The sequence below is a fragment of the Nostoc sp. UHCC 0252 genome, assembly GCF_034931145.1.
Classification (GTDB): domain Bacteria; phylum Cyanobacteriota; class Cyanobacteriia; order Cyanobacteriales; family Nostocaceae; genus Nostoc.
Map to the genome: position 1 here is coordinate 58,582 of NZ_JAYGHE010000008.1, position 13,763 is coordinate 72,344.

A 13,763-nucleotide genomic window follows, 5' to 3' on the forward strand; every position below is an offset into this window, starting at 1 on the left:
ATGTCTAATTACACTCTGCGTGTTACTGAATAGTATCGGGATCTACATTAAGCGATCGCAACCTTGCCTTTAACTGTTCTATCTGCAATTCTGCCTGTTCTGCTCGTTGACGTTCTTGTTCTGCTCGTTGACGTTCCTGTTCTGCTCGTTGGCGTTCTTGTTCTACTAGTTCTTCTGCTTGCTGTCTTGCTAAAATTTCCTGCCGTAAAGCTTCTACCAGTTCATCAGGAATCAGTAATTTTTCCCCCGTATCCTCTTGATAAAACCCAATTAGCCTTCCCTCAACCACCAAGCGTAGTTGTAACGGTTCACTACGTCCATCTTGTATCGGTTCGTAGATTTCTCCCCGCAGACGATAGCCACGTAACTGTTGTTCCACCCACTCGCCTTTCGGGTCAAATAGCCAGTATTCCTTGACACCTAGCTGCTCATAAAGCGTCTTTTTGAAGATTTCGTCTTGTCCCTTAGTGCCAAAGGATGTCATTTCAAAAATAACTGTCGGTACTTGACCCTCTTCCCAGATTTTATAGTTGTCCTGACCGCCAGGTGCAACATCAAAAATCACCATCACATCTGGGGCTACCCGTAACTTAGGAAAGCCTTGTGCATAATAAAGAAATTGATTTGCCAATACTGTTGCCTGACGATTTGCCAGATACTGTTTCAGGACTTCTAAGGTAGTTAGTAAGGCATAAAGGTGGTCGTAAGTTTCTGCCACTGGTTGACCATCAGCACTGGGGTAAAAGATTTCTGATTCGACACTAACAGGTACAGTAGCCGTCATGGTTATAAAATCAGTGCTACGAGATTATTGTAGAACAACTCTAGTTCTTCCTAACTTGAGATGTGCAAGCTTTTCAAAATATAACTAGATAATTCACAAAATCCTTCACCTTCGGCTGCATTGGTAATATAAGCAGGGTGATATTTCAACTGATTCATATATTCCAGCACATTCGCCACGCCCACAGAAACAGGAAAATAACGCCGATCGAATAAACTTTCATCATTGGGACTATCACCCACAGTAACAATTTGTTCTGGTGAGTACTGGGGCAAATATTCGCGCAATACCTGCAACAATCCCACGGCTTTATCTTGCCCTTGGGGTTTAATGTGACACTGCACGTTGCTATAGGTAAATCCCCAACCCATTTGTTGACAAAGACCATCTAGGGTTTGTAGTTCATCTTGACTCAAACCAGCTACATCAAAAGTCCAGTCACTAACGCGAAAGCGATTATCAGCAGATTCTTGGATTTGAGGAAATTTAGTTTGTAAATTCTCAAAAGTCGTAGCTAAGTGCTGGCGATGTTTAACTAAATCGGGAATAAGTGTTAGTACTACTGGTTTTTGGTTCTCTGGCGGAAAGTACAAACCGCCATTTTCTGCGATCGCACCTGCCACTGGCATAATCGCACTCAATCCACTCACCCACCCAGCAGAACGTCCTGTGACAATCATTACCTTAATATCAGCAGCCGCTAAATCCTCTAAAGCTTGCAGCAGTGCGGAAGTAAATTTTCCTCGTCTAGTTAATGTGCCATCCATATCTGTGGCTATCAGACGAATATTGCTCAAGCTTGTAGATGAAACCTCAGACAGGGCAGAGACGCTCAAATGTCTGGACATAGGTGGTTTTGTAAAAAGCTGTGAAAAATATTAATCATACAGCAAGATGGTATGGGAAATTTGGGCATCCTAAACATCAGGAGTCAAGTTTTTCAGTTTGCAACCATGTCCACTTCGATGTTTCTTGCCCAATCCTCTGGGACAAAGCCTAAAAAAGCAACCCAGGAAGTGCCAGCAAGTAATCCTCAAATACCACCATTATTGGTGTTAACCTCTGGAGGACTGGCTTTAGCGGTGATTGCTTTAATTGTCTATAGTAAGCTCCAGATGAATAAGCTGGAGAAAAAACTTAAGTTTGAACAATTCCGGGCGCGAGAATTAGAGAAAAAATTTAAGCTGGCGCTGGAAACGATTCGCAAAATGGAAACTAATCCCGATTTAGTCAACTCACGGGATTTTAACCTGGATTATCTGCGAATGCGGATGTCTGAAGAGGTATTTCATTTTGCAATCCTTAATCAAGTGAAGATTCAGATCAAAGATAAAGTTACTCAAGCCCTGCGTCCAAATCAAGCACAACAAGGATCTGTTGGGATTGCTAATAGCGCTGGACGGCAAGTAGATGAAATTTTTGATGTCGAATATGAAACCGGTAATGCAGGGAACCCTGCCAAAAGAGTACTATTTCGCATTCAAGTCCGGTTAATGAAGTTACCAACGCAAGCAACTTCTGCAACTATTAGTCAAATTATTGACTGTATAGAAACTTACCTAAGTCCTATAGAAGACGAAGATAGTTGGCAACCAACAATTCAAGGTCGGATTGCTACTATGCATTGGGATCAAAAGGCTAAACCCACGCCTCTACTGGTGCTGGAGCAATCGAATGAAGGCGTGAATGTAACTTTTCGTACTAGTCGCCAACCAAATTCCCCAACTCCGCCAAACCAACCTGGAATGAAAAAATCAGGCTCGGCTAAACAGTAAACTATGGCTTGAAGTCGGTAGACGTAATTAAATGTAATTGATTAAGGACTGACGAACTGTACAAAATAACTTTCCTATGCATCACTAAATTCGTCGTTTCAAGCTAGCGTAGGCGTAGTCCGCACTTTCTCTAAGAGACGCTCCGCGAAAGACAAAGCTCAGTGACCGCCGTAGGCATCGCTGGCTAATAGTGGAAAAATCAAACTTGAATGCCTGAAAATGTATACACACATTTAGCTACTTATGTCAATGCATAGTAGCCTTTTCAAGGTGACTTCAAAAATCTCTTTTTTGCTTTGTGTTCTCTGCGCCTCTACGGTTTACAAAGTAAGGATTTGACCACTCCAGACGCAGACAGGGCTTATGCAAACAATAGCCGAAACTTTAATACTCAGGTAGGAGCAATTGATGAATTGCCCCTACCGTGTGTAGTTTTGCGTAAGTCTCTTTTGTTCATCATGACAATATAGCGATCGCCTACGTCTTAGGATATAAATATTTTTAAATTTTGAAAATATGCCCTCATCCTATTATTCATTTTTAGATTGGAATTTTAGGATATTAAGAATTTTATTAAGCAGTAATACTCACGGGCTTATTTACAATTCTTGACTTTCAACCTTCCAAGTAAAGTTTATTGTCTTTTAAATTAAACAGCCCCCATCAACTGCTAACGTTTTAATTAGTGAAAGTAAGGTTTGAGCGTAATTATATGCGTCTCAACTGCTTAACAAAGCTTAAAAGTTGGATAATTAGCGTTAGTTTTATAGCGATTAGTTAGTTATTTAGGAATCTCCAAGAGTTTATATTCACCGAGTACACAACTTCTACAAACCGAACTCCGAAACCCGATGATGAATCATTACTCACTTCAATGGATTGAGGCATGGTGCCAAGAAAATGGCTGGACAGATTTATTTGTAGAGCGACGTAACAACTTCTGGGCTTTTCCTCCGGGTGGGGTAATGCCAGAACCAATCCCAGTGAATGTTCTCAGAGTGATTAAAGCTGAGAAGGGATTAACCTTTGAAGAAAGATTGTGGTCGATGTCCGCAGTAATTGGCACAATCATAGCTGTTCTTTTTACCTTTTGGTTTCAGTCGCCGATGCCATTAGTTTTAGCTTTCGCTTTTAACGCTGTTACGGTGGCTCAATTTGAACTTGAAGATGCCTAAATTCTTATTTGGGGCTTTGCTATTAAAAACTGCTCTTGTCTACTTTTAGCAAGAGCAGTTTTTAATTTTAGATAAAGAGACGAAATCACTACAGTTTCAGCTAAAGATTATTAGTTATTCATTAATGAATGCTGTTTCTTGGCAGAGCAAATATTGTAAGACATTAGCATTTGACAGAGACTTCAGTTACATTGCTGCGAAACTTCACCATCGCTTCACTAGCGCCAAAATGTGCTGCAATCGGAGGTAACAGTATCTGCTGAGATTGAGACGTTTCAAACTCAAATTCATAAGACAAGTTTCGCTTGGCTGGGGTGTTAATAACTTTTTTGATAGTTTCACGAAGTACCCACGGTGAACTCGCCCAGGCAACTTCTGCTTGCGGAGAAACCGACCCAAGCGTTAGAGCAGATTTATCCTCAAATCATGAGCAAAATCCAATTTCAACTCTCACCCAAGCCATCGAAAGCCGAAAAGAAAGCCAATGGAAAATCTGGATTTGTGCCTGTTGCCGCTAGATGGGTAATTGAAAGGTCAAACGCTTGGGTAGAGCGATGTATTTTCCCTTCTGCCTTCTGCCCTCTGCCTTTCTTGCTAACTAGAAAAAAGATATCAAATGGGTTGTATAAAGATATGGCTGCGGCAAGACTTGTGTGTACACCGTAGCCACAAACGGTAAAGGGAAGCAGAACGTAGCTTTGGCGGTGAGGTTCTTCTAGTTTAATAAGCAATCAAGCGACATGATTTGCATAATTTTGTCGTCGCCAATATTGATAAATCAGGTCAAAATAAGCCAATGATGAGTTTGAGCAAAACAGACTTTATGAAAAGCTGCCACAAATATCACAATTTTGGAAAATAATAAAGTAAGTCGAGTATCACAAGACTCACTTGATATCCTCATTTATTCTAGGAAAATATGACTCATCCTTTCCTTGAACGCCTGCGTAGTCCAGATAGCCCAGTCCTCGTTTTCGACGGGGCGATGGGAACCAACTTACAAACCCAAAACCTGACTGCTGAAGACTTCGGCGGCCCACAGTATGAAGGCTGTAACGAATATTTAGTCCACACAAAACCCGAAGCTGTCGCTAAGGTTCACCGCGACTTTCTCGCTGCTGGTGCTGATGTCATTGAAACCGATACCTTTGGTAGTACGTCCTTGGTGCTGGCAGAATATGACTTGGCAGACCAAGCTTATTACCTCAGCAAGACAGCCGCAGAATTGGCGAAGCGTGTGGCTGCGGAATTTTCCACGCCAGAAAAACCCCGATTTGTAGCAGGTTCCATCGGCCCCACAACGAAACTTCCTACCTTGGGACATATTGACTTTGACACCATGAAAGCTACTTTTGCAGAACAAGCAGAGGCGCTGTGGGATGGTGGTGTCGATTTATTTTTGGTAGAAACCTGCCAAGATGTGCTGCAAATTAAGGCGGCGCTGAATGCTATTGAAGAGGTGTTTGCCAAAAAAGGCGATCGCAGACCGTTGATGGTTTCTGTGACAATGGAAAGCATGGGCACAATGTTGGTTGGTTCAGAAATCAGCGCTGTGCTGACAATTTTGGAACCTTATCCAATAGATATTCTCGGTCTAAACTGCGCCACCGGCCCAGACTTGATGAAACCACATATCAAGTATTTGGCAGAACACTCACCTTTCATCGTTTCCTGTATACCCAACGCGGGTTTACCTGAGAACGTTGGCGGTCAAGCGCACTACCGCCTGACACCGTTGGAATTACGGATGTCGCTGATGCATTTTGTTGAAGATTTGGGTGTCCAAGTGATCGGGGGTTGCTGTGGGACGCGTCCAGAACACATTCAGCAATTGGCAGAACTTGCTAAAGGTCTGAAGCCAAAAGTTAGACAGCCAAGTTTAGAACCAGCAGCAGCATCAATTTACACCACTCAACCTTACGATCAAGATAATTCCTTCTTGATTGTTGGCGAACGTCTCAACGCCAGTGGTTCTAAGAAATGCCGCGATTTGCTAAATGCCGAAGATTGGGATGGACTCGTTTCAATGGCGAGGGCGCAAGTCAAAGAAGGCGCACACATCCTCGATGTCAACGTCGATTATGTGGGACGTGACGGCGTGCGAGATATGCACGAATTAGTTTCGCGCATTGTTAATAATGTGACATTGCCCTTAATGCTTGACTCCACCGAATGGGAAAAGATGGAGGCGGGTTTAAAGGTTGCCGGTGGTAAGTGTTTGCTGAATTCCACCAACTACGAAGATGGGGAACCGCGCTTTTTGAAAGTGTTGGAGTTAGCGAAAAAATACGGTGCTGGTGTAGTCATTGGTACTATCGATGAAGATGGGATGGCACGGACAGCAGATAAGAAATTTGCGATCGCTCAACGCGCATACCGCCAAGCTGTAGAATATGGCATACCACCCACAGAAATATTCTTTGATACCCTAGCGTTACCAATTTCCACCGGGATTGAAGAAGACCGAGAAAATGGTAAAGCCACCATTGAATCCATCCGGCGGATTCGTGAAGGATTGCCTGGATGTCATGTAATTTTGGGTGTTTCCAATATTTCCTTTGGTTTGAATCCAGCCTCGCGGATGGTGCTGAACTCGGTGTTTCTGCACGAAGCGACAACGGCGGGAATGGATGCAGCCATTGTCAGCGCTAACAAGATTTTACCGCTCTCGAAGATTGACGAACGCCATCAAGAAATTTGTCGGCAGTTGATTTATGACGAACGGAAGTTTGAGGGTAACGTCTGCGTTTACGATCCCTTGGGAGAGCTTACCACAGCGTTTGCTGGGGTGACAACTAAGCGCGATCGCTCCTTAGATGAAAGTCTCCCCATCCCAGAACGCCTCACACGCCATATCATCGACGGCGAACGCATTGGCTTAGAAGAACATCTGAAAAAAGCCTTAGAAGAACATCCCCCCTTAGAAATTATCAACACCTTTCTGCTAGATGGTATGAAAGTGGTCGGGGAATTATTCGGTTCTGGGCAAATGCAGCTACCCTTCGTCTTGCAATCAGCAGAAACCATGAAAGCGGCTGTTGCGTTTCTAGAACCGTTCATGGAAAAATCAGAATCAGGTAACAATGCCAAGGGAACCTTTATCATTGCCACAGTGAAAGGCGATGTCCACGACATTGGTAAAAACTTGGTAGATATCATCTTATCCAACAACGGCTACAAGGTGATTAACCTGGGAATTAAGCAGCCGGTAGAAAATATCATCAACGCTTACGAACAGTACAAACCTGATTGTATTGCTATGAGTGGTTTGCTGGTAAAATCCACCGCCTTCATGAAAGAGAACTTGGAGGTATTCAACGAAAAGGGAATTAGTGTCCCTGTAATTTTAGGTGGTGCGGCGTTGACTCCCAAGTTTGTCTATGAAGATTGCCAAAACACCTACAAAGGTAAAGTTGTTTATGGCAAAGATGCCTTTTCTGACTTGCACTTCATGGATAAATTAATGCCAGCAAAGGCTACTGGTAACTGGGAAGATTTGCAGGGATTTTTGAACGAAATCGAAACGGCTGAAGTTTCGACCAATGGTAACAAAGAACCAAAAGTTACAACTGCTGAAGAAACATCTACTGAACCAAAAGTAGTAGATACGAGACGTTCTGATGCTGTGGCGATAGATATTGAACGCCCGACACCGCCTTTTTGGGGAACGCAGTTATTGCAGCCTAGCGATATTCCCATCGAGGAAATATTCTGGCACTTGGATTTACAAGCTTTGGTTGCTGGACAATGGCAATTCCGTAAACCCAAAGAACAATCTAAGGAAGAATATCAGGCTTTCTTAGCGGAGAAAGTGTACCCAATTTTAGAAACTTGGAAGCAGCGAATTCTTGAAGAGAATCTGTTGCATCCCCAAGTGATTTACGGATATTTCCCTTGTCAGTCTGAGGGAAATTCTCTACATATATATGACTCAGAGAACCAATCACAGCAGGTCACAACTTTCGAGTTTCCCAGACAGAAGTCTTTAAGGCGGCTGTGCATCGCAGATTTCTTTGCACCAAAAGAATCGGGAATTATCGATGTCTTCCCGATGCAAGCCGTAACTGTAGGAGAGATTGCCACAGAGTTCGCCCAAAAGCTGTTTGCTGCCAATCAATACACCGATTACCTGTATTTCCACGGTATGGCGGTGCAGGTTGCAGAGGCTGTAGCTGAATGGACACACGCCAGAATTCGCCGAGAATTAGGTTTTACTGCTGAAGAACCCGACAATATCCGGGACATACTGGCACAACGCTATCGTGGCTCACGGTATAGTTTTGGATATCCAGCTTGCCCGAATATCCAAGACCAGTACAAGCAACTGGAGTTATTGCAGACTGACAGGATTAACTTGTATATGGATGAAAGTGAACAACTTTATCCAGAACAGTCTACCACTGCAATTATTACTTACCACCCAGTAGCAAAATACTTTAGCGCGTAGAATCGCACATCCCTTGTAGCTTGCAAATATCATAGGTTCTCGTAGGGGCGTACAGTTAGCTGTGCGCCCCTAAAATTGTTAATTATGTAATCCTAAATCATAAAATTCACAACTTATCTGAAAAGCCAAGAATCGGAACTAAATATCTGATTATTTTGCACCAACTGATATCATTTCTTCAAAAATGGGTAATATAAGCTTGCTTTGATAACACAATCTTTATAAGTTTATCGGTCAATCAAATACATCTCCGCAAATTTACTGTGAATTTATGATTTTCTTATGCTTCGGTATGATTGAAATAATTATGAGAAAATCAGTATTTTCCCGTTCAAATGAAGAATTGATTCAGTGGTATAACTTTAATAAATTCTCTTTTTTTTGTTCTGATTACTCAACAAAACAAAATGCAGTAATTACATCAATCAAGTTTTCATCATTTGCCTGCAAAATTAATTTTCAGGCAGAATGAACAATTTTGATAAAAGATCCCAAATTTGCTATAAATCACTTGACAGGAAAGCAGCTATGTCTGAAAAAAATAAGATAGTCAAGGCAATTCAAAAAACCTTAAAAATAATTAGTAAAAAGTTTGTATCTGCAATTAACAAGCGAATTGTTTGGCTATTACAGACTATCTTTCTCACAAGAAGAAGACGCAGTTCAACGAATGCTGGTTTTGTGTTACCAACGGTGGCGATGGTAATATTAGTAGTCGTGCTGTTAACAACTGCAATTTTATTTCGGTCGTTTGAGCGTTCTAAAAATGCTAGTAATGTCCGCGTAAATGAAGCGACAATGCAAGCCGCTACCCCTGCTTTAGACAGGGCTAAAGCCAAAATTACTGCATTGTTTGCCGACCCCACCCTACCACGCTCTGTCCCATCAAATCTAACCCTATACAATACCTTAGTTAATAAACTTTCTATCTATACATTTGGTGATGAAACTCCTGTAACCCTGGCTTACGATCTTAATAGTAATGATACAGTTGAAGCAGCTAGTAGTATGGTTTTAGAAAATCAAGAAAGCATACAAACAGCCTGGAAATTTCCTGCCGATACAGATAATAACGGTAAATTTGATAGCTTTATTCTCTATGGTATCTACTTCCGTACTCCCCCTCAAACTGGTATAACCCCAACCAGAAATAGAAGCCCACTAGATGCTAGAACCCCTCCTATGCTACCAGCTAAGGCAGGTGGAGCTTGTGACGTAGCCGGTGATACTAGTGCCAGTTTAGTAGGTAGTTCGGGTTGGTATAAGCTACCAAGTGGTGAATTGAAAAAAAGCTTTTTCGTATATGCAGTAACAGTTCCCATTAGTGATATTGCTCAAGCTAGTTCTCTTGATACAACAAAATATGAAAAGTATCGAGGTAATAAGGGCTTTTCTGCATTAGAAATGCAACAAGATCGTAGTCAAATTTCTATTACTAATAATGCCGTTGTCTACGAAGATGACCTAGATATTACACCAGGGCCTAGATTCCGTCTCAATGGACGCATCTTTACCAACAGTAACTTATTTACTGCTAAAAGTGATAAAGATATAACCCTATTTCAGGTCAGTAGTAGGTATTCTTGTTACTACGAACGAGAAAATGGCAAGATAGTTATTGGCGGTAATATTGCAACTAGTAGCCCAATCAGTACAAGTAATACAGGTGGAACATACGTAGATTTATTTGTAGAAAATGGTGCGCCTACTACAAATAAAACTTTAGCATCTACTAATAAAACTACTTCAAATAACTCAAATGACATTGCCTATAACACTCAGGCTTATGCTCAACGCATAGACTTATTAGTGAAGGCACAACTTAACAATGCTGCGACTACTGATCCTCAAGAAATCAGAACTAATATAACCAACCGGATTCTAAACGATCCAAGTTTAGATTCGACTAAAGTACGCAAGGAAGAATTAGAAAACTGGTTCCGTAAACGTACTAGGCGTGTACCATTTAAAGAAGTTCTTTATGGTAACTCTGCTATTATAAAAACTGGCACTACTGAGTACGACTATATAACAGATGCAACAACCTTTATGAAAGGTTCTGTTAATACGCTACGTCCAATGGATGCCTGGATTTATCCAACAGATACTAATACAACACTAACACTAGATACAGCGCAACTACCTACTAGAGATCCAGACGTTGTAGATAATACTCCTGTAATAGAGACAGAGTTAGGCGATCGCGTCGTAGTAGGCAACAACCTACCTGAACTTATCTGGGACAACACAAAAGGAGACTTTGTAGGAGAGAATGCTCCCCAACCCATCTCCCCTGCGGTGAAGTGGACAGGTAGCACTACCAAAGATCGAACTCGTACCACTCGCGTCAGACAGTTATCAGATTTAGGGGTAACAGGACGTGATGGTTTTTGGGAAATTTCAGCCGCTTCACCCCGATCTAATCCCCTTGATGTCGTCGGTGGACTGAGGGTGATTACAGGTGCAGGAATATACAACCCAACTGGTTCTGGACTAACACTTACTCGTCCAACACCAGCTAACGATCCAAGCACGTCGGGAGTCAACGAAAGTGCTGGCACAGTAGTCTGGCCTGATACTATGCCTATGCTTATACCCGATCCAACCGATCCTCTTAATGCGAGTAAACAAAAACGTGGTGATTTAGTAATGCGTGCCACGGCAGTCTATCACTACAACCGGGATTTCTACAATCCTCAGGCGGCTGACGATTATCAGGCACCTATGGCGTGTGTAAGTAGCTACTACGATCCCACAAACAAGGATACGGCAAGAAATACTGGTACACTGGCGGATGTGAGCGGTGTACCAGTTGGTGCTAAACCTGCTGGAGCCAGATCAAATAATGGGATTGTTTACGAGGCTCCCGCTACTACATCTGCTGGAATAACTAGAGGGCAGACAGTAGATAGCAATGGTTTTTTTGCAGCTGCGACTAACGATGATGATGTTACTAACACTAGCGTAACTTTGCTAAATCGCTTGAAACATCAAGCTAACTTGGTATTTCCCAATGGTCGCCTTGTAAATCCCCTACTGCGGCAAGCACTGCTCAAAGCAACTACCAGCAAACTCACTCTCTCTGAGCAATCAGCAATTGATTCTACCATCTGTGCAATAAGCATTGCTGATGGCACTCTGGCTCAGAGTACTACCTACATTCCTCATGGTGCAATCACAGAAAGGGCATTTCTTGATGCCCGCCAAATTAAAGATATAGATAAAGGCGATCCATCAACATTAACTGGATACTACAATCTGGAAGTCGAACAACGTCAGCCTTTAGAAATTCGTGCCACTACCATAGATTTAAGTAAGCTTCGCACACAAGCAATCGGCGCTGCATCGGATAACGAATATCTATTGCCCAATAGCGGCATTATCTATGCTTCTCGTGATGATGCTCAAAAAGATCGCAGTAACCCAAACAGTGAAAATGTCAGTGCTAGTGACTACAGACTCGATCCAGAACGGCGACCCAACGCCATTATGTTGATTAATGGCAGTAACTTGAGTCGCCAGACTAATTACAGAGCAGAAGAAAAAGGCTTAATTTTAGCAACTGAGCTACCAGTGTATGTTGAAGGCGATTTTAATCTGCACACTAAACAAGAATTCAAAACCCCGGATCTTTTACCTGCTCCCAGCGCTTCTAACTACGATACTAAATTTTACACTCGTGCTGCGGCAAATCGCGATCCTGACTTTGCTTGTCGGCCTAGTGATCCTAGACTACCAAATTGTACAACAGGTGAAACCTGGCGACCAGCATCAGTAATTGCCGATGCTGTCACCTTGCTCTCTGGTAACTTCCGCGAAGGTTTCCGCAATGAGGGTGATTACGATTTGCGAAATAACCAAGGGAGCTATCCTAACGTCGTACTCAACCGACTTAAGGTAGGTTTCTGGAATAACAACTTTGTCACTTCATCTAAATTCCTCATTGACTCTGGTGGTGATGCCTACTATAAAGATACTCCCACTGCTACTGACTTAAGGGACTATAACAGTTCTTACTTGAACAACTTTGTCACACCCATTCAACGCCGAGGAGATTTCCCAGAGTATGTAATGGAAATGTGCTTCAAAATACCAGTTTCAGAGTGTCAACCGGGTGACTGGTATGTGGGTTTAGATAGTGATACTAATACAGGTAATGCTTTAGACCTAAACACAGAAATCCTAAAAAGGTCTAGTGAAGTAGTTGATGTAAGTGATCTTACCAAACTCTTAGCTGGTACGACTGCGCGATCGCCAAGGACTGGTTTTGAAGGATTTGCTCGTAGGGTTGCGTTCAAACGGAAATACACACCAACGGGTGATATTGATTTTGGCAAGCTTGTTAATACTAGTAATATCGCCATAACTTTTACTAGCGCTACTCCCATTCCACTAGGTATTAAATCAGGTGTAGTAAAAGAATTGCCGCTAGTTATCACAGGTGGTGTGGTAGATCCAGTTAGCATACCTGATATAAATTCCAATGCCCTATGGTTTGCAACTACAACAAATCCTACTACTAGTCCACCACCCTCTACCATGAACGAGATCAAATACAACAACACTGATCGTGTATTCTACAGATACCCCAGACTACCAGCTTCTGGTTCAGTTAGGGATTTTCCTGGAGCCACATCATTCGCGGTTGCACCCACCAGAGATGCGTCATACCAGCCGCTATTTGAACCTGTATTGCAATTACAGCTAACAACCGCAACACCATCTACTACTCAAAATTACGCAGCTTTAGCAGGATTATCTAGTGTCGTTAAAAACACTAGATGGTTGTCTCAGGCAAGTGGAACAAATTTTAATCTAGTAGTTGCTGCTGGTGATACTCCGGCTCGTGTGGGTTCCAGTACCTACGAAATCAATGGGGGTTTGCATAACTTTGTGCGCTTCTTAGAAAACTGGGATGGGGTTGATGCCAATATCAACGGTTCATTCATCCAATTTAAACGCAGTATCTATGCTACTGCACCATTCCAGGTTCTTGTCAGACCAGGGCCAACAACTCCTCCTGCAACCACTTCTGACCCTAATGATACTAGCGCTGCTAACCTTTTAAAGAATAACAGTATCTTTTTCAGACTTCTGAATTCTGCAAGACCTGGTTACACATCAGATAGTACTTTCATTACTAATCCTAGTGGTGAAGCGCCTTATTATATGCCTCCTAATCGTAACTGGGGTTTTGATGTGGCGTTACTGGCGCAAAACCCCGACTTGTTTGCCCAGCGCTTTGTAACTCCAGCAGCAGATCCTCCGAATGAATACTTCAGAGAAGTAGGCCGCGATGATCCTTGGGTGAAAACTCTGTTGTGTGGTGTACAAATTCAAACATCGGATGGATTTGATATGGTGGATACTGCGGACACTACTTACTTTGGCAGTGGTTTCAAATTTGCACTACCAGCAACTGAACGTCCTACTAGCTGTCAACTCCAACCATCCTAAAGTGTTTGAATGAGAGTTTTTACATCACTTTTCCGGTGAACAGACCACGTTAACAGACCTAACCCCCTAGCCCCCTTCCCTATTAGGGAAGGGGGAAAATTCAAAGCCTCTCCCCTTGTAGGCTA

At 42.5% G+C, this 13,763-nt stretch carries 7 protein-coding genes; 4 read left to right on the forward strand and 3 right to left on the reverse strand.

Going from position 1 to position 13,763, the window contains the following annotated elements; all coding sequences use genetic code 11:
- Positions 1-22 precede the first annotated feature (22 nt).
- Entirely contained in the window at positions 23-784 is a 762-nt protein-coding gene (locus VB732_RS07525) for a Uma2 family endonuclease (RefSeq protein WP_323230193.1), read from the reverse strand.
- A gap of 50 nt (positions 785-834) precedes the next feature.
- Complete coding sequence (locus tag VB732_RS07530; protein ID WP_323230194.1) at positions 835-1,632, reverse strand: HAD family hydrolase; 798 nt, start codon at positions 1,630-1,632, stop codon at positions 835-837.
- A gap of 105 nt (positions 1,633-1,737) precedes the next feature.
- On the opposite strand from VB732_RS07530, the gene VB732_RS07535 reads away from it, so the two are divergent.
- Together VB732_RS07535 and VB732_RS07540 are read left to right on the forward strand one after the other, a co-directional pair.
- Complete coding sequence (locus tag VB732_RS07535; RefSeq protein ID WP_323230195.1) at positions 1,738-2,559, forward strand: hypothetical protein; 822 nt, start codon at positions 1,738-1,740, stop codon at positions 2,557-2,559.
- Between the two features lie 851 nt (positions 2,560-3,410).
- Positions 3,411-3,734 carry a hypothetical protein gene (locus VB732_RS07540; protein WP_323230196.1) on the forward strand — a complete coding sequence of 108 codons (324 nt, stop codon included), beginning with the start codon at positions 3,411-3,413 and terminating at the stop codon, positions 3,732-3,734.
- Positions 3,735-4,177: 443 nt separating this feature from the next.
- On the opposite strand, the gene VB732_RS07545 is transcribed toward VB732_RS07540, so the two are convergent.
- On the reverse strand, positions 4,178-4,465 hold the full coding sequence (locus VB732_RS07545) for a hypothetical protein (protein ID WP_323230197.1): 288 nt from the start codon (positions 4,463-4,465) through the stop codon (positions 4,178-4,180).
- 188 nt (positions 4,466-4,653) lie between these two features.
- Here VB732_RS07545 and metH point away from each other — a divergent pair, with 188 nt between their 5' ends.
- Both metH and hpsA read left to right on the forward strand, forming a co-directional pair.
- A complete protein-coding gene (gene metH / locus VB732_RS07550; RefSeq protein ID WP_323230198.1) occupies positions 4,654-8,181 on the forward strand; it encodes a methionine synthase in 3,528 nt (1,175 codons plus the stop codon).
- Positions 8,182-8,709: 528 nt separating this feature from the next.
- Entirely contained in the window at positions 8,710-13,638 is a 4,929-nt protein-coding gene (gene hpsA / locus VB732_RS07555; protein ID WP_323230199.1) for a hormogonium polysaccharide biosynthesis protein HpsA, read from the forward strand.
- Positions 13,639-13,763 lie beyond the last annotated feature (125 nt).

Bases quoted from the DNA above. Each gene is read 5' to 3' on its own strand.
- VB732_RS07525 (WP_323230193.1), bottom strand. From the start codon at position 784: ATGACGGCTACTGTACCTGTTAGTGTCGAATCAGAAATCTTTTACCCC.
- VB732_RS07530 (WP_323230194.1), bottom strand. From the start codon at position 1,632: ATGTCCAGACATTTGAGCGTCTCTGCCCTGTCTGAGGTTTCATCTACA.
- VB732_RS07535 (WP_323230195.1), top strand. From the start codon at position 1,738: ATGTCCACTTCGATGTTTCTTGCCCAATCCTCTGGGACAAAGCCTAAA.
- VB732_RS07540 (WP_323230196.1), top strand. From the start codon at position 3,411: ATGATGAATCATTACTCACTTCAATGGATTGAGGCATGGTGCCAAGAA.
- metH (WP_323230198.1), top strand. From the start codon at position 4,654: ATGACTCATCCTTTCCTTGAACGCCTGCGTAGTCCAGATAGCCCAGTC.
- hpsA (WP_323230199.1), top strand. From the start codon at position 8,710: ATGTCTGAAAAAAATAAGATAGTCAAGGCAATTCAAAAAACCTTAAAA.